General features: G+C 73.7%; 8 protein-coding genes. 7 read left to right on the top strand and 1 reads right to left on the bottom strand.

Annotated features, from left to right (window positions below):
* The first annotated feature begins 57 nt into the window (after positions 1-57).
* From rpsL to AB8O64_RS16080, 7 genes are all read left to right on the top strand, one after another.
* Positions 58-429, top strand: coding sequence for a 30S ribosomal protein S12 (rpsL, locus tag AB8O64_RS16110; protein ID WP_003948652.1), 372 nt, complete (start codon positions 58-60; stop codon positions 427-429).
* Between the two features lie 2 nt (positions 430-431).
* A complete protein-coding gene (gene rpsG, locus AB8O64_RS16105; protein WP_130878978.1) occupies positions 432-902 on the top strand; it encodes a 30S ribosomal protein S7 in 471 nt (156 codons plus the stop codon).
* Between the two features lie 38 nt (positions 903-940).
* Complete coding sequence (gene fusA, locus AB8O64_RS16100) at positions 941-3,064, top strand: elongation factor G (RefSeq protein ID WP_130878979.1); 2,124 nt, start codon at positions 941-943, stop codon at positions 3,062-3,064.
* Positions 3,065-3,232: 168 nt separating this feature from the next.
* The gene (gene tuf / locus AB8O64_RS16095) at positions 3,233-4,426 is read left to right on the top strand and encodes an elongation factor Tu (protein WP_130878980.1); all 1,194 of its coding nucleotides are present in this window, start codon (positions 3,233-3,235) and stop codon (positions 4,424-4,426) included.
* Between the two features lie 202 nt (positions 4,427-4,628).
* Positions 4,629-5,402 carry a thioesterase II family protein gene (locus AB8O64_RS16090; protein ID WP_370419769.1) on the top strand — a complete coding sequence of 258 codons (774 nt, stop codon included), beginning with the start codon at positions 4,629-4,631 and terminating at the stop codon, positions 5,400-5,402.
* Between the two features lie 299 nt (positions 5,403-5,701).
* Entirely contained in the window at positions 5,702-7,243 is a 1,542-nt protein-coding gene (locus AB8O64_RS16085) for an SDR family NAD(P)-dependent oxidoreductase (RefSeq protein WP_370419768.1), read from the top strand.
* Positions 7,236-17,501 (top strand): SDR family NAD(P)-dependent oxidoreductase, encoded by a 10,266-nt coding sequence (locus AB8O64_RS16080; protein WP_370419767.1) that lies wholly within the window; start codon positions 7,236-7,238, stop codon positions 17,499-17,501. The genes AB8O64_RS16085 and AB8O64_RS16080 overlap by 8 nt, the downstream gene beginning before the upstream one ends.
* Here AB8O64_RS16080 and AB8O64_RS16075 read toward each other — a convergent pair.
* Positions 17,489-18,625, bottom strand: coding sequence for an acyltransferase domain-containing protein (locus AB8O64_RS16075; protein ID WP_370419766.1), 1,137 nt, complete (start codon positions 18,623-18,625; stop codon positions 17,489-17,491). The genes AB8O64_RS16080 and AB8O64_RS16075 overlap by 13 nt on opposite strands.
* Between the last annotated feature and the right edge of the window lie 99 nt (positions 18,626-18,724).

Below are 18,724 nucleotides of genomic sequence, written 5' to 3'. Positions count from 1 at the left end.
GTCGGCGAAACCCCAGGTTAGTTTTATCGTGATCGGCACACAGAAACCGGAGAAACGGTGCCTACGATCCAGCAGCTGGTCCGAAAGGGCCGGCAGGACAAGGTCGAGAAGAACAAGACGCCCGCACTCGAGGGTTCGCCCCAGCGTCGTGGCGTCTGCACGCGTGTTTTCACGACCACCCCGAAGAAGCCGAACTCGGCGCTCCGTAAGGTCGCGCGTGTGCGTCTGACCAGCGGCATCGAGGTCACCGCTTACATTCCGGGTGAGGGCCACAACCTCCAGGAGCACTCCATCGTGCTCGTGCGTGGCGGTCGTGTGAAGGACCTGCCGGGCGTTCGCTACAAGATCATCCGTGGCTCGCTCGACACCCAGGGCGTCAAGAACCGCAAGCAGGCTCGCAGCCGCTACGGCGCCAAGAAGGAGAAGTAAGAATGCCTCGTAAGGGCCCCGCCCCGAAGCGCCCGGTCATCATCGACCCGGTCTACAGCTCTCCTCTTGTCACCTCGCTGATCAACAAGATCCTGTTGAACGGCAAGCGTTCCACCGCCGAGCGCATTGTGTACGGCGCCATGGAAGGCCTGCGCGAGAAGACCGGCAACGACCCGGTCATCACCCTCAAGCGCGCGCTTGAGAACGTGAAGCCGGCCCTCGAGGTCAAGTCCCGCCGTGTCGGTGGCGCCACCTACCAGGTGCCGGTCGAGGTCCGTCCGGGCCGCGCCTCCACCCTGGCGCTGCGCTGGCTCGTCGGTTACTCCCGCGCCCGTCGCGAGAAGACCATGACCGAGCGCCTCATGAACGAGCTCCTGGACGCCTCCAACGGTCTCGGCGCTTCGGTCAAGAAGCGTGAGGACACGCACAAGATGGCCGAGTCCAACAAGGCCTTCGCGCACTACCGCTGGTAGTCGCTACCCACATCGAGACCGAGAGAAGACTGAGCCATATGGCCACCACTTCGCTTGACCTGGCCAAGGTCCGCAACATCGGGATCATGGCCCACATCGACGCGGGCAAGACGACCACCACCGAGCGGATCCTGTTCTACACCGGTGTCTCGTACAAGATCGGTGAAGTCCACGACGGCGCTGCCACGATGGACTGGATGGAGCAGGAGCAGGAGCGCGGCATCACGATCACGTCTGCCGCGACGACCTGCCACTGGCCGCTGAACGACGTCGACCACACGATCAACATCATCGACACGCCGGGCCACGTCGACTTCACCGTCGAGGTGGAGCGTTCGCTGCGCGTCCTCGACGGTGCCGTGACGGTGTTCGACGGCGTCGCCGGTGTTGAGCCGCAGTCCGAGACCGTTTGGCGTCAGGCGGACCGCTACGGCGTGCCGCGTATCTGCTTCGTCAACAAGCTCGACCGCACCGGCGCCGAGTTCCACCGCTGCGTCGACATGATCGTCGACCGCCTCGGTGCGGTGCCGCTGGTCATGCAGCTGCCGATCGGTGCCGAAGCCGACTTCAAGGGCGTGGTCGACCTCGTCCAGATGAAGGCTCTGGTCTGGTCCGCCGAGGCCGCCAAGGGCGAGATGTACGACGTCGTCGACATCCCGGCCACGCACACCGAGGCCGCCGAGGAATGGCGCGGCAAGCTCCTCGAGGGTGTCGCCGAGCACGACGACGCCATGATGGAGCTCTTCCTCGAGGGCCAGGAGCCCACCGAGGAGCAGCTGATGGCGGCCATCCGCCGCATCACGCTGGCCTCGCGTGGCAGCGCCGACTCCGTCACCGTCACCCCGGTGTTCTGTGGCACCGCGTTCAAGAACAAGGGCGTCCAGCCCCTGCTCGACGCGGTCGTGCGCTACCTGCCGTCGCCGCTCGACATCGAGGCTGTTGAGGGCCACGCCGTCAACAACCCCGACGAGGTCGTGAAGCGCAAGCCTTCCGACGACGAGCCGTTCGCCGGTCTTGCCTTCAAGATCATGAGCGACCCGCACCTCGGCAAGCTCACCTTCGTCCGGGTTTACTCGGGCCGCATGGAGACCGGCACCCAGGTGCAGAACTCCGTGAAGGGCAAGAAGGAGCGCATCGGCAAGATCTACCGCATGCACGCGAACAAGCGTGAGGAGATCGAGTCGGTGGGTGCCGGTGACATCGTCGCCGTCATGGGTCTGAAGCAGACCACCACCGGTGAGACCCTCTGTGACGCGGGCAAGCCGGTCATCCTCGAGTCCATGGACTTCCCGGCCCCGGTGATCCAGGTCGCCATCGAGCCGAAGTCCAAGGGCGACCAGGAGAAGCTGGGTGTCGCCATCCAGCGTCTCGCCGAGGAGGACCCGTCCTTCCAGGTCCACACGGACGAGGAGACGGGCCAGACCATCATCGCGGGTATGGGCGAGCTGCACCTCGACGTGCTGGTCGACCGTATGCGCCGTGAGTTCCGCGTCGAGGCGAACGTCGGCAAGCCGCAGGTCGCGTATCGCGAGACGATCCGCAAGGCCGTCGAGCGTATCGACTACACGCACAAGAAGCAGACTGGTGGTTCCGGCCAGTTCGCGAAGGTGCAGATGGCCATCGAGCCCCTCGAGGGCGACGGCTACGAGTTCGAGAACAAGGTCACCGGTGGCCGTATCCCGCGGGAGTACATCCCGTCCGTGGACGCGGGTTGCCAGGAGGCCATGGAGTTCGGCGTGCTGGCCGGCTACCCGCTGACCGGTGTCAAGGTGACGCTGCTCGACGGTGCCTACCACGACGTCGACTCGTCCGAACTCGCCTTCAAGATCGCCGGTTCCATGGCGTTCAAGGAGGGTGCTCGCAAGGCGTCCCCGGCTCTTCTCGAGCCGATGATGTCGGTCGAGGTCACCACCCCCGAGGACTACATGGGTGACGTCATCGGTGACATCAACTCCCGCCGTGGCCAGATCCAGGCCATGGAGGACCGTCACGGCGCCAAGCTCGTCAAGGGCCTGGTTCCGCTGTCGGAGATGTTCGGCTACGTCGGAGACCTCCGCAGCAAGACCTCGGGTCGCGCAAGCTACTCGATGCAGTTCGACTCCTACGCCGAGGTTCCGCGGAACGTCGCCGAGGAGATCATCGCGAAGGCCAAGGGCGAGTAACTCCGCGTCTTCGCACGCGAAGCTCACGCTTTAGGCTTTACACCGACTGTCGGGGCATACCGCAGCAATCCGAAGGAATGCGGCGGATGCCCCGGCGGACGGCACCCCAGCAAAGATCACCTGGCGCCGTTGAAGTAAGGCGTACAGAACCACTCCGTAGGAGGAACAGTGGCGAAGGCGAAGTTCGAGCGGACTAAGCCGCACGTCAACATCGGCACCATCGGTCACGTCGACCACGGTAAGACCACTCTTACCGCGGCGATCACCAAGGTGCTGCACGACGCGTACCCGGACCTGAACCCCTTCACGCCGTTCGACGAGATCGACAAGGCGCCGGAAGAGCGTCAGCGCGGTATCACGATCTCGATCGCTCACGTTGAGTACCAGACCGAGTCGCGTCACTACGCCCACGTCGACTGCCCGGGTCACGCGGACTACATCAAGAACATGATCACCGGTGCCGCCCAGATGGACGGCGCGATCCTCGTGGTCGCCGCGACCGACGGTCCGATGCCGCAGACCAAGGAGCACGTGCTCCTGGCCCGCCAGTCCGGCGTTCCGTACATCGTTGTCGCCCTGAACAAGGCCGACATGGTGGACGACGAGGAGATCATGGAGCTCGTCGAGCTCGAGGTCCGTGAGCTCCTCTCCGAGTACGAGTTCGACGGCGACAACTGCCCCGTCGTCCAGGTCTCGGCTCTCAAGGCGCTCGAGGGCGACAAGGAGTGGGGCGAGAAGCTCCTCGGCCTCATGAAGGCCGTGGACGAGAACATCCCGCAGCCCGAGCGTGACGTCGACAAGCCGTTCCTGATGCCGATCGAGGACGTCTTCACGATCACCGGTCGTGGCACCGTCGTCACCGGTCGTATCGAGCGCGGTGTCCTCAAGGTCAACGAGACCGTCGACATCATCGGCATCAAGACCGAGAAGACCACCACCACGGTCACCGGTATCGAGATGTTCCGCAAGCTGCTCGACGAGGGCCAGGCCGGTGAGAACGTCGGTCTGCTCCTCCGTGGCATCAAGCGCGAGGACGTCGAGCGCGGCCAGTGCATCATCAAGCCCGGTACGGTCACGCCGCACACCGAGTTCGAGGCCACGGCGTACATCCTGTCGAAGGACGAGGGTGGCCGTCACACCCCGTTCTTCAACAACTACCGTCCGCAGTTCTACTTCCGTACGACTGACGTGACCGGTGTTGTGACCCTCAAGGAGGGCACGGAGATGGTCATGCCCGGCGACAACGCCGAGATGACCGTCAACCTGATCCAGCCTGTCGCGATGGAGGAGGGCCTGCGCTTCACCATCCGTGAGGGTGGCCGCACCGTCGGCGCCGGCCAGGTCGTCAAGATCAACAAGTAACAACCCGGCCTCCGGGCCGATTGTTGCCGAAGGATCTGGGCGGGCCCCGCACATCATTTCGATGTGCGGGGCCCGTCTTTTTGGCGTCCGGGCCCGGTCCGGCTTCGTCCGGGCTTCGGCTTTTGTGTCCGGGCCCGGCGCTCTGGCAAGGTGGCGCCGACGTGAGCCGGGGAGCGACCGGCTACGGGATTGGACTGACGCCTTGGCCGGCCGGAGCGAGGACGACGACCTGTGGATCCGGCGTTTCCACCCCTCGCCGGAGGGCGCCGTCCCACTCGTGTGCTTCCCGCACGCGGGCGGGTCGGCGAATGCGTACTTCGCCTTCTCGGAGGCACTCTCCCCGTCGGTGGAGGTGCTGGCCGTGCAGTACCCCGGCCGGCAGGACCGCCGCTGGGAGGCGCCGGGCCGCACCGTCGCCGAGCTGGCGGACGCGGTGACGGACGCGCTCGCGGACCGGCCCGGCCGGCCGGTGGCGCTGTTCGGACACAGCATGGGGGGTGCGATCGCGTTCGAAGTGGCGCGCCGTCTGGAGGCACGCGGCCGGGCCCCCGTCGCGCTCTTCGTCTCCGGCCGACGGGCCCCCTCGGCCCCCTCCCGGCACCGTGAGGCCGTCGGCGCCGAGCCGCCCACGGACGAGGAGATCGTGGCGGAGCTGAAGCGGCTCGGCGGTACGGACGCCGCCGTCCTGGCGGACGCCGCGCTGATGCGGATGCTGCTGCCGGTGGTGCGGGCCGACTACCGGGTGGCGGGCTCCTACCGGGGCGAGCCCGGTGCGATCGTCGGCTGTCCGCTGACCGTGCTGGTCGGCGACCGCGACCCGGAGACCACCATCGAGGAGGCCGGGGCCTGGAGGGCGCACACCACGGGTGCATTCGGGATGCGGGTCTGCCCGGGTGGGCACTTCTTCGTCGAGGCGAACCGGTCCGAGGTCATCGATGTGATCGCGGGCGCGCTCCTGCCGGTCTACGGCACCTGACGTCTCCCCTTTCCCTTCCGCCCCAACGAGTGACATGTCCTCGCGGCCCCGCCCCCGAACGGGCGTGATGACGCCCTCCTCCGGGGCCGGAGAGGCCTGCGGGCGCCGGAATCAGGGGTTTTGCTGAGTGCGTTCTCTGGTCGAATGCAACTGGGGGAGGCTCGGCGTGTCGTGTCCCCCCACGGAGTGGTGAACAGGATTTCAAGGGGGAAATCGTGGGTTCCAGGAGTGTGCGCCCCGCGTCGGGGCGACCGGCTGCGGGCGGGATATCCAAGGGTCGGTCTCGCGGCCAACTATCCGTGTCCCGTGGGGAGTTCCCCGGTGAGGACGCCGGGCTGCCGGAGGCCGCTGCGTACCCCGCCGAGTTCACGTACACCGCCACCTGGCGGCCCGCGCCCCTGACGGCCGGGGGAGACGACACCCCGGCGGGCCCGGTGCTGATCGTGCACACCCCCGCCGGGCGGCCCCTGGCCGACGCGCTCGCCGCGCGGCACGTCGCCGACGACGTCGTCCACGTCGAACTGGGCGCGGTCACCCGGCAGTCGGCCTCCGGCCGCTGGGAGCTCGACGCCACCGCCCCCGACGCGCCGGCCGCCCTGCGCGACACGCTCCCGAGGCCACGCACCGTCTACTTCCTCGGAGGGCTGCGCGACGCCGCCGGGGACGGCCCGGCGGAGCTGGACCGGGCCGAGGAGAGCGGCGTACGGGCACTGTTCCGCTGCGCGAAGCATCTTGTGATCCCGACGGCCGCCACGCGGCGGACCGACTGGAAGATCGTCACCAACGACGCCTGGCCGGTCGCGGGCGGCCGGGTCGCGAACCCGTACGCGGCGGCCCTGGCCGGCCTGGCCCGGGTGCTGGAGAACGAGCACCGGCACTGGAGCGTCCCCGTCGTCGACCTCGGCCTCGACGGCCGCCTCCCCGGGCCTGTGGGTTCTCGCCGGCACGAACTCGCCGCCCTCGTCGCCGCCGAACCGGCCGAACGCGGCGCCCGCGTCGCCCACCGCGACGGCGTCCGCTACCGGCAGGCGCTGCGCCCGGTCACCCTCCCGCCCGCCGACGGTGCCGCGATCCGTACCGGTGGCACGTACGCCGTCGTCGGTGGCGCGGGCGGCATCGGCCTGGAGATGGCCCGCTTCCTGGCCCGTGACCACGGTGCGCGGGTGGCCCTGATCGGCCGCTCACCGCTGGACGGGGACCGGTGCCGCCGGATCGCCGACGCCGACCCCGACGGCTCCCGGCTGCTGTACGTACGGGCCGACGCCTCGGACGAGGACGGGCTACGGGCCGGGCTCGCCCTGATCCACGAGCGGTTCGGGCCCGTGCACGGGGTGTTCCACTCGGCGCTGGACCACACCGCCGACCTGGTCCGCAACCTCGACGACGCCGCGCTGCGGGCCGGCCTCGCCGCGAAGACCGGGGTCAGTGTCGCGCTCGCCTCCGTCTTCCGTGCCGAACCGCTGGACTTCCTGCTGTTCTTCTCCTCCGCGCAGTCCTTCCTCGGCGACCCCGGACTCGCCGGTTACGCCGCCGGATCGACGTTCCAGGACGGCTACGCGCACGCCCTGGACCAGCGGCTGTCGTTCCCCGTGCGCGGCATCAACTGGGGCTACTGGGGCACGGTCGGCGCCGTCGCGGGCGAGGGCTACCGCGAGTGGCTGACCCGCCAGGGCTTCCGTTCCCTCTCGCCGCGCGAGGGCTGGGACACCGTCCTGCGCACCCTGGCCGGGCCCGAGACGCAGGTGCTCGCCCTGCCCGCCGAGGACGTCCTCCTGAAGCGGCTGGGCCTGGGTGGCGGGCTACGGGCCGCGTACGCGCGGCCGTGGTCGCGCCTTGAGTAGCACCACGGACGCCCTGGACGGGCTGAAGTGCACCGTTCTGGTCCGCCACACCGACCCGGTGATGCGGGACCACAAGGCGCACGGCACGAGCGTCCTGCCCGGGGTGACGTTCCTCGACCTGATCCACCGGATCCTGCGCTCCCGGGGCGTGGACACCGGGACTGTCGAACTGCGGCGGGTGCTGTTCCGGCGGGCGGTGACGGCGGGCGAGGAGTTCGACACCCGGCTGGAGTTCGCCTTCACCGCCGACGTGGGCCGCCACCGGATCGTCGTACGCGGGGTGCCGCTGCCGCGCGCCGGTGGCCGGGGCGAGGCCTCCACCGTGCTGGAGGCCGAGCTGTACGCGGGCGAGCCCTTCCCCCGGCACACCGTCGACCTCGCCGCGCTGCGCGCCCGCGCCACGCACACGGCCGACATGGCGGAGCCGTACCGGGTGGCGCGTGACGCCGGGCTTGTGCACGGACCGTTCATGCGGGGGCTCGGCACGCTGTACGTGGCCGGCGACGAACTGCTCGCGGAGCTGTCGGTCGGCCCGCCGGCCCGGGAGTACCTCGGTCATTTCCCTCTGCACCCGGCCTGCCTGGACGCCGCCACGCTCCTGCCCGCGTGGTCCGTCGACCGGCCCGTCCGCCGTCGGTCCGGGGAGGCAGCTGCGGAGGAGCGCGGGCCGTACGTCCCGGTCCGCATCGAGTCCTTCCGCGCCCGTGGGCCCGTCGGCGCGGACAGCCGTGTGCATGTGCGGCTGCCGTTCCGTGGCCCGGATCCCTGCGACCTGGGCCCCTGCGATCTGGATTTCTACGATGCCGACGGTGTGCGGCAGATGTGGCTGCACGGGCTCACGTCGCAGCGGGTCCGCTGCGCGGGGGGAGTGACGGGACGCGAGGGTGCGCTCGATGCGCGGCTGACGGGCGTCCTGCGGGAACTGCTCGGCGTGGGCGCCGCAGAGGTGACCGCGACCGACACGCTCGCCGAACTGGGCATGGACTACCCGGCCATAGCGGCCTTCGCGCGGCGGGCGGCGGAGGAGCTGGGGGCCGAACCGTCCCCCTCCTTTCTCGGCCCCTTCCTCGATGGCGGTGCGACACCGGCCTCGCTGGCTGCCCGGTTGTCCGGGCAGGCGACCGTCACGACGGCTCCCGACCCCGTCCACCTGACCAGGGGGCCCGCCCTGGACCACGCGCTGCTCGGGACGGCCGTCGAACTGCCCGAAGGGCAGCTCTTCACGGCGCGGCTGTCCTTGGCGGACCACCCGTGGCTCGCCGATCACGTGATCGGCGGTTCGGTGCTGTTGCCCGGTACCGCCTTCGTGGACCTCGCCTCGCACCTCGCCCACCGCGTGGCTGTGCCTGTGGTCGAGGAGCTGACCTTGTCCGCCCCTCTCGTTCTGCCCGGACCGCACGCGGCCGTCGCCCTGCGCGTCTCGGTGGACGCCGCCGATGCCACGGGCCGACGGGCGTTCGCCGTCCACTCGCGGCCGGAGGACGCCCCGGGCGGTGCGCCGTGGACGCGGCACGCCACCGGCGTCCTGGCCGCAGCCGAGCGGGAACCGGCCGCCGCACGGCCTTCCACCGGCCCCGCGACATGGCCGCCCGCCGGTGCCCGGGCCGTGCCGGTGGCGGGGACGTACGAGCGGCTGGCCCGGTCGGGACTCGGCTACGGGCCGTCGTTCCAGGGCCTGCGGGCTGTGTGGCGGCAGGGCCGGGACGTGTACGCCGAGGTCGAACTGCCCGGTCCTGCGGGCGACGGCCGGAGCGGGGGCTTCGGGGCGCACCCGGCCCTGTTGGACGCGGCGCTGCACGCGATCGCCTTCGGGGACTTCCTCGCGACGCCCGGCACGCCGTACGTTCCGTTCGCGTGGAGCGGGGTTCGGCTGCGCGCGGCTCCCGGCGTCTCGGGGCTGCGGGTACGGGTGTCCCCGGCGGGGGCCGACGCCGTGTCCCTGGAGGCGACGGACGGCACGGGTGCGCCTGTGGTGACCGTGGAGTCCCTGGCTCTGCGCCCGCTGTCCGCGAGCGGCTCGCTGTTCCAGGTCGAGTGGGTGGAACTGCCCACCGTTGCCGCCGGTCCGGCCGTGCGGCGTTGCGCGGTCCTCGGCGATTCCCCGGCGGTGTCCGCCGCGCTGTCGGCGGCGGGCGTGCGCGTCGTGACCGCCCCCGACCTGGCCGCGCTCGCGGCTTCGGGGACGGTCCCGGAGCTGGTGTTCGTCCCGTGTGCCGGGACGACGGCGCCCGGCGGGGAGGCGGCCCGTGCGGCGGTGCGGTGGGCGCTGGCGCTCGCCCGGACATGGTCGGCCGACGACCGCTTCGCGGGGTCCCGGCTGGTGTTCCTGACCCGGGGTGCGATGGCGGTCGCCGAGGGGGACCGGGTGGACGGCCTGGGGCACGCGGCGGTCTGGGGTCTGCTGCGCTCGGCCCAGTCGGAACACCCGCACCGCTTCGCTGTCGCGGACGTGGAGCGCGACATGACCACGGACACCGTCCGCGCCCTGCTCTCCGCCCTCACCTCGGACGAGCCCCAACTGGCCGTGCGCGCGGGCGTCGTCCACGTGCCGCGGCTGGCCCGTTGGGCTTCGGACGGGGCGGCGGTGGGGGAGGAGCGGGGCGTCGCGGACGCCTCCGCCGCTGCGCCCGGCACGGCCGCGCCCGGCGCCTGGGGGCCCCGGTCGGGAACGGACGTCACCGGGCCCGAGGCGAGTCGCTGCGCGCTGCCGGGCGGGTCGTACGGGACCGCGCCGACGGCCGGGCGCGGGGCGTTCGCCTCTGACGCGCCGGTTACGGCGGGCAGGCCCGTCCCGCCGACGGCGAGTGGCCCTGCGGTCACGCCGGGGGGTGCGTCGTCGGCCGGGCGAGGGGTATTCGTATCCGACACGCCGGGCACGGTGAGCAGGCCCGTCCCGCCGGCTGCGGGCGGTTTCGTCAGCGGCCTGCGCCCGGTCGCGGAGGATGCGAGGGTTGTCGGCGAGCTCGGCGCCGCACCGGGGGGTGTGTCGTCGGCCGGGCGAGGGGCCCTCGCGCCCGGTGCGTCGGTCGTCGTCGGCAGCGCCGTCCCGCCGGCTGCGGGTGGCTTCACCGGCGGTCCGCGCACCGACACGGCGGACGCGGCGGCCGCCGAGGTGGGCAAGCCGCCGTACCGGGCCGCCCTCGGCAGCGCCGTGGCGTGCGTGGCAGCCGCCAGGCCCCCGGGGCCGGGCCCCGTCGCCGCGCTCACCCCCGGCGGGGCTGGCTGGGCCGGAAGCGGCACCGTCGTGATCACCGGCGCGTCCGGTGCGCTCGGCAGGATCGTCGCCCGGCATCTGGTGGTCGAACACGGCGTGCGCGGGCTGCTGTTGCTCAGCCGTCGTGGACCGGGGGCGCCCGGTGCCGAGGGGCTCGTGGCCGAGCTGGCCGGGTTCGGGGCGCACGTCACCACCCTGGCGTGCGACGTCGCCGACCGGGAGGCGCTGGCCGGTGCGCTCGCCCGGGTCCCGGCGGAGCGCCCGCTGACCGCCGTCGTGCACGCCGCCGGTGTGCTCGACGACGCCGTGCTGGGCGCGCTGACCCCCGACCGTCTGGACGCCGTGCTGCGGCCGAAGGCGGACGCGGCGTGGAACCTGCACGAGCTGACCCGCCACCTGGACCTGTCCGCCTTCGTGCTGTTCTCCTCCGTCGCGGGCGTCGTCGGCGGTCCGGGCCAGGCCAACTACGCCGCCGCCAACGCTTTCCTGGACGCGCTGGCCCACCACCGCCGCGCCCGGGGCCTGGCCGGGCTCTCGCTGTCCTGGGGGCTGTGGGAGAGCGCCGACGGCACGGCGCCCGGCATGGGCGGAACCCTCGACGGGGCCGGTCGCCGTCGCCTCGGCCGTACGGGCGTCACCGCGCTCTCCGCCCGCGAGGGCCTGCGGCTGCTCGACGCGGCCGCCGCGTCCGGCCGGGCGCACCTCGTGCCGGTCGCCCTCGACCCGTCAACAGCCGCCGGCCCCGTGCCGCCGCTGCTGCGCGGCCCGGTCCGGGAGCCCGCCCCCGCCGCCCTCGCGCCTGGGGCCGGGCTCCGCGAGACGCTGGCGCGGTGCGTGCGCGACCAGGCCGCAGGCGTGCTCGGCCACGCGGACGCCGGGGCGATCGCGTCGGACCGGCCGTTCGCCGAGCTGGGCTTCGACTCGCTCAGCTCGGTGGAGTTCCGCAACCGGCTGGAACGCGCATTGGGCGCCGGCTGCCCGCGCCTCCCGGCCACGCTGACCTTCGACCACCCCACCCCCGACGCGCTGGTGGAGTACCTGTACGGCGAGCTCGGGAGCAGGGCGACGGTGCCGGACGCCACCGCCGGGCCGAGCCCGGGGACCGACGAGCACGGCCGGGAACCCATCGCCATCGTCGGCATGGCCTGCCGCTACCCCGGAGGTGTCCGCACGCCCGACGACCTCTGGCGGCTCGTCGCCACCGGCACCGACGCCGTCACCGGCTTCCCCGAGGACCGGGGCTGGGACATCGGCGAGGAGGTCACCACCCGGGAAGGCGGGTTCCTTCACGACGCGGCCGGGTTCGACGCCGGGTTCTTCGCCATGTCGCCGCGCGAGGCCCGCGTCACCGACCCGCAGCAGCGGCTCTTCCTCGAAACCGCCTGGGAGGCCGTCGAACGCGCGGGCATCGACCCGCACACCCTGCGCGGCAGCCGCACCGGCGTCTACGCGGGCGTGATGTACCACGACTACCCCGGCGCCGACGCGGCCGGCAGCGTCGTCTCCGGCCGGGTCTCCTACGCCCTGGGCCTTACGGGCCCGGCCCTCACCGTGGACACGGCGTGCTCGTCGTCGCTGGTGGCGCTGCACCTGGCCGTGCAGGCGCTGCGCCGCGGCGAGTGCACGCTCGCGCTGGCCGGCGGGGTCACGGTCATGGCGACGCCGGACACGTTCGTGGAGTTCGGCAGGCAGCGGGGGCTGGCGGCGGACGGGCGCTGCAAGCCCTTCGCGGCCGCGGCCGACGGCACGGGCTGGGCCGAGGGCGTCGGGGTGCTCCTCGTCGAGCGGCTCTCCGACGCGCGCCGCTACGGCCACCGGGTCCTCGCGGTCGTCCGCGGCAGCGCCGTCGACCAGGACGGTGCCAGCAACGGTCTGACCGCGCCCAGCGGCCCGTCCCAGCAGCGCGTCATCCGCGCCGCGCTGGCCGACGCGGGCCTGTCGGCCGACCAGGTCGAGGCGGTCGAGGCGCACGGCACCGGCACCCGGCTCGGCGACCCGATCGAGGCGCAGGCCCTGCTGGCGACCTACGGGCAAGGCCGGGCACCGGGGCGGCCGTTGTGGCTCGGGTCGGTCAAGTCGAACCTCGGCCACAGCCAGGCGGCCGCCGGTGTCGCGGGCGTCGTCAAGACGGTCATGGCCCTGCGCCACGGGGTGCTGCCGCGCACCCTGCACGTCGACGAGCCCACCCCGCACGTCGACTGGTCGGCGGGCGACGTGCGGCTGCTGACGGAACCCGTGCCGTGGCCGGGTGCGGCCGGTGCGCTGCGACGGGCCGCCGTCTCGGCGTTCGGGCTGAGCGGCACGAACGCCCACGTGATCATCGAGGAGGCGGCGGAGACGGAGGAGGAGCCGGAACCGCAGGGCATCTCGCGCGGACCCCTGCCCTGGGTCCTCTCCGCCCGCACCCGCGAGGCCCTCCGCGACCAGGCCGCCCGGCTGCGCGCCTGGGTCCGGGACCGTCCCGCGCTGCGTCCGCTCGATGTGGCGTACGCCCTGGCGACGACCCGTTCCGTCTTCGAGCACCGGGCGGTGGTGCTGGGGTCCGGCCGCGAGGAACTGCTGGCCGGGCTGGCCACGCTGGACACGGTCGTGGCCGGGGCGGCGGGCACCGGCACTGTCGTCGGCACGGCCGTGCCGGACACCCCCCTGACCGCGCTCGCGCGGGCGTATGCCGGTGGTGGCCCGGCACCGGACTGGGCCGCCGCCTTCGCCGGTACGGGCGCGCGGGCCGTCGAGCTGCCCACGTATGCCTTCCAGCGCGAGCGGTACTGGGCCACGCACCCGGTCCCCGGCACCGGCACTGCCCACCCCCTGCTGGGCGCGGCCGTCACGCTCGCCGACACCGACGGACTGCTGCTGACCGGCAGCATCTCACCGCGCACCTATCCCTGGCTCGCCGACCACACCGTGGACGGCACGGTGCTGCTGCCCGGAGCGGCCTTCGTCGAACTGGCCCTCCGGGCCGGGGACGAGGCGGGCTGCGACGTCGTGGAGGAACTGACGCTCCAGACGCCACTGGCCCTCCCCACCGGCGGAGTGCGGCTCCAGGTGACGGTCGGCGGACCCGACGAGAGAGGCCGCCGTCCGCTGGCCGTGCACTCCCGGGCGGAGGACGCGGGCGATCCGGGCGCCTGGGTGCGGCACGCCACCGGAGTGCTGGCCGTCGGCGCACCGACGGCCCCGTCCGCGGTGGGGGAATGGCCGCCGCGGGGCGCCGAGGAGCTGCGGCCCGAGGACGTCTACGCCGCCATGTCCGCGGCCGGACTGGAATACGGACCGGCGTTCCGCGGCGTACGGGCCGTGTGGCGGCACGGCGCCGATCTGCTCGCGGAGGTCGCCCCGCCGTCCGGCACGGAACCGGACGCCACCGCGTACCGCCTGCACCCGGCCCTGCTCGATGCCGCGCTGCACCCGTTGGCCCTGGGGCTGTCCGGAACGGGAACGGACGACGGGCCCGGGGGAAGGCCCCGGCTGCCCTTCGCCTGGCGTGGCCTCGCCTTGCACGCCTCGGGCGCGGGCGCCCTGCGGGTCCGGCTGACGGCCAGGGCGGGCGGGGCGGGCGGGGTGCGGCTGTGCCTCCACGACGCGGCCGGGGCCCCGGTGGCGACGGTGGGCTCCCTCGTCCTGCGCCCCGTACCGGAGGGAGCCCTCACCACGGGCGCCGCCGGGGCGCGGGAGACTCCACTCTTCCGTGTCGAGTGGACCCCCCTCCCGGTCCCGCTTCCGGCGGAACCGGTGGCGCGGAGCGTGCCGTGGGCGGTCCTCGGCCCGGACGGCCCGGCGCTGGCCGAGGTGCTGGAGGCAGGCGGTTCACCAGCACGGGTCCACGAGGACCTCGCCTCACTGACCGCCGAGCCGCCACCCGGAGCGGTGCTCGTCCCCTTCTTCCCCCGCCCCGACGAGGACCTCGCGGCCACCGTCCGCACGGCGGCGCACCGGGCCCTGCCCCTGGCCCAGGGCTGGCTGGCCGACGAACGCTTCGCGCGGTCGCGGCTCGTGCTCGTCACCCGGGGTGCGGCGGGCGCCGGACCGCCCGGCGACCCGGCGCACGCGGCCCTCTGGGGCCTGATCCGCTCCGCCCAGTCCGAACACCCCGACCGCTTCGTCCTCCTGGACCTCCCGGCCCCGACTGTCCCCTCGACCATCCCCTTCGCCGGTCTCCCGGCGGCCCTGGCGTCCGGCGAGCCCCAACTGGCCCTGACGGCCGACGGCGTGCTGCGGGTGCCGCGCCTGGTACGGGTGAACGCCGCGCCATCCGCGCCAGTCACCTGGGATCGCACCGGCACCGTGCTGATCACCGGTGCCACCGGCACCCTCGGCGGGCTCGTCGCCCGGCATCTCGTCCGTACGCACGGCGTGCGGCACCTTCTCCTGGCCGGGCGCCGGGGGCGGAGCGCGCCCGGCATGGCGGAGTTGGCCGACGAGCTGACGCGGCTCGGCGCGGACGTGGCGGTCGTCGCCTGCGATGTCGCCGACCGGGCCGCCGTGCGGGAGCTCCTCGCGGGGGTGCCCGAGGCACACCCGCTGACCGGGGTCGTGCACGCCGCCGGGGTCCTCGACGACGGTGTGTTCGCCTCGCTCACCCCCGGGCGGCTCGACCGAGTCCTGCGGCCGAAGGCCGACGCCGCCGTGCACCTGCACGAGCTGACGCGCGAACTCGGCATCGAGCTGTCCGCCTTCGTGCTGTTCTCCTCCGCCTCCGGGGTGCTGGGCGGGCCCGCCCAGGCCGGCTACGCCGCCGCGAACGCCTTCCTCGACGCCCTCGCCCGCCACCGCCACGCGCAGGGGCTCGCCGCCTCCGCCCTCGCCTGGGGGCTGTGGGAGGAGAACAGCGGCATGACCGGCGGCCTGGACGGGGCCGCCCGCGACCGGATGGCCCGTACCGGGTTCCTGCCGCTGGCCACCGAGGACGGGCTCACGCTCTTCGACACCGCACAGGCGGCCGACGACGCCGCGCTCGTGCCCGTACGGCTGGACGTTCGCACCCTCCGCACCCTCGCCGCGCCCGACGTGCCGCCCCTGCTGCGCGAGCTGGTCGGGCCGCCCGCGCGGGCCGACGGTCCCGCACGGGCGGACCGGCTGGCCGCGCTGTCCGGTGGCGAGCGCGAACGGGCGGTGCTGGACCTCGTCCGTGACCGCACGGCCACCGTCCTCGGCTACGCCTCGCCCGACGCGGTCGAGGTCGCACGCACCTTCCAGGAACTGGGCGTCGGCTCGCTCAACTCGGTCGAGCTGCGCAACCGCCTCGCCACCGACACCGGCCTGCGGCTGCCCGCGACGCTGGTCTTCGACCACCCGACACCCCAGGAACTGAGCCACTACCTGCTCACCCTGCTCCCCGAACCGGAACCGGAACCGGGTCCTGCGCCTCCCGCCGCGCGGGCCGGGCAGGACCCGGAAGAGCCCGTCGCGATCGTGGCGGTGGCGACGGCCGACACATCCGCCCACGACCCGGACTTCTTCGAGGAGCCGGCCGCCGGACGGCCGGCGGAGACCGCCTGGGAGGCGTTCGAGTCGGCCGGCATCCTCCCGGCCAACTGGTCGGACACGGGCGTCTTCGTAGGCCGCAGCCACCGTGTCCAAGGCCCCCACGCGGGCCGGATCTCCGCGGCCTACGGCTTCCAGGGCCCGGCGGTCACGCTCGACACGACCGACGCGCCCGCCCTGACGGCGCCCCACTTGGCGGTCCAGTCCCTGCGCCGCCACGAGAGCGGGCTCGCTCTGGCGGCCGAGGTGACCGACGCGGGCTGCGCGGTGCTCGTCCTGCAACGTCTCTCCGACGCCCGCCGCCACGGCCACCCCGTACTGGCCCTCGTGACGGACAGCGCGGCCGGCCGGGGTGCGACGACCGCAGCGGATCCGCCCGGTGGGCCGGGCCTGGCCGGGCTGATCGCGTCGGTGCGGGCCTTGCGGCAGGGCACGCGCGTCTTTGCGTCCGGCGCGGACGGAACGCACGCCCACCTCGTCCTCGACGAGGCCCCGGCTGATACCGCCCCCGCCATCGCCCCCGGCGGGCGTCCCGGGATGGCGGCGACCGTCTGTGGGGTGTCGGCCAAGTCGCCCGACGCGCTGCGCGCCCAGGCCCGCGCCCTCCGGGCGCACCTGAGGGAACGCCCCGGCCTCGCCCCGGCGACGGTCGCCCACGCCCTGGCCACGACCCGCACGGCCTTCGCCCACCGCGCCGCCCTCGTCACCGAGAGCCGCGCGGAACTCCTCGACGCGCTCACGGCCCTGGCCGACGGCGAGCACAGTGCCGCCCTCGTACGCGGGGAGGTCACCGACCCCACCCCGTCGACCCCGCTGACCATGCGCTTCGCCGCGCACGACGGCCGCAGGCCCGTGTTCGGGCGGGGCCTCTACCGCGCGTTCGGCCCGTACGCCGAGGCGTTCGACACGACGGTCGAGCTGCTGGACGCCTCCCTCGGACGCCCGATGCGGGACGTCGTCTGGTACGAGCCGGTGCTGCTGGAAAAGCCCGAGTACGGCCACCCGGCGCTCTTCGCCGTCCAGGTCGCGACGTTCCGGCTGCTGGAACACCTGGGGCTGCGGCCGGACCGGCTCACCGGCACCGCGGCCGGCGCCGTGGCCGCCGCCCACGCCGCCGGCGTGCTCGATCTGCCCGACGCGGCCGCGCTGGTCGTGGCCCACGGACGGCTGGTGGCCGGTACGCCGCGGGAGGAGTTCGCGCGGGTGGCCGGGCGTCTGACCTACCGGCCGCCGGCGATCCCCCTGCTGTCCGGCACGGGCCGGGCCGTGGCCGACGAGGAGCCGGCCTCGCCCGCCTACTGGCTCCGCCGGACCGGCGAGGCCGCCCCGCCCGCGGCCGACGTTCTGCAACTCGGCCCGTACGGCCCGCACTTCGGCCCGAACGGGCCCGTGGACGCCGCCTCACAGACACGCGCGCTGGCCGAGACCCTCGGCCGGGCGTACGTCCGGGGGCTGCCGCTGAACCGGGACGCGCTGTGCGGCGGGGGCGGCCGGGGCGTGAGCCCGTACCTCGACCTGCCGACGTACGCCTTCCAGCGGACACGTCACGACGGCTGACGCGCGAACAGGGCGGGCATCACCGCTGCCTGGTAGGGCGTCAGCTCGTGGAGGCGGGCACGGGCCGGGCCGGTGCGTCCCAGGGCGCGCAGCGCGTCACGGGAGGCGCGCAGCGCATCGAGTTCCGCGTTGCGGCGCAGCGAGGGCAGGGCCAGGCCCCTGTGGCCGGCGTGCTCCAGGCACTGCCGGATCGGCTCGGTCAGCACGGGGTGCGCGCTGATCTCCAGGAAGACACCGTGTCCGGCGCAGCTCAGCTGCCGGATCGCCGGGGCGAACCGCACCGGTTCACGCAGGTTGTCGACCCAGTAGGAGGCCGTCAGCTCCGGGCCCTCGATCCTGCGGAGGGTCACCGTGGAGTACATGGGGACGGCCGCCCGGCGGGGCCGGACGCCGGACAGCGCGGCCCGCAGGTCGTCGCGCAGCTCGTCGACGCAGGGGCTGTGGGAGGGCGCGGTGTCCGGGATCCGCCGGGCGTGCACGTCGGTGGCCTCCAGCCGGGCGAGGACCGCGTCGACGCAGTCGTGGCCGCCGGCCAGGACCGTCGTCGTCGGGCTGCCGTACCCGGCGACGACGGCCTTCCCGCCGGTCTCCGCGATCAGTGCCGCGGCCTCGGCGGCGGGCAGCTCCACCACGGCCATCGTGCCCCTGCCGCTGATCCGCTGGAGCAGCGCGCTGCGCCGGCACTGGACGGTCGCGGCGTCCTCCAAGGTCAGGGCGCCGGCGACGTGGGCCGCGGCGACCTCGCCCATGCTCTGGCCCACCACGGCGTCGGGCACCACGCCCCAGGACCGCCAGAGCGAGGCGAGCGCCACCTGCACGGTGAACAGCGTGGGCTGGAGGACGTCGGTGCGCCGCATCAGGGGCCGGGCGTCGTCGCGGGTGAGCCGGTCCACGACCGACCAGCCGGTGTGCGGGGCGATCGCGGCGTCACAGCGCTCCACGGCCGCCCGGAACACCGCCTCAGCCCGCAGCAGGTCCCGGCCCATGCCGGCCCACTGGTGCCCCTGCCCGGCGAAGGCGAAGACGAGCTTTCCGTCACGCAGCACGCCGTCACCCCGCCCGCCGTCACCCTGCCCGGCTTGCTCGCGCGCGCCCACGGCCACCGGATCGAGCGACATGGTCATCTCCGCACACCTCTCGTCCGTGCGCCCGGCAGGCCGGCGCACGGACGAGAACTCCGGCCGGCCCCCGGAGGTCACCCTCGGCCCGGGGCGCGGTCGTGT

The organism is Streptomyces sp. QH1-20, from assembly GCF_041283565.1.
In the GTDB taxonomy this organism is placed as follows: domain Bacteria; phylum Actinomycetota; class Actinomycetes; order Streptomycetales; family Streptomycetaceae; genus Streptomyces; species Streptomyces syringius.
Note: the sequence above shows the minus strand (reverse complement) of the source record. Positions and strands in the feature narration are given on the sequence as shown.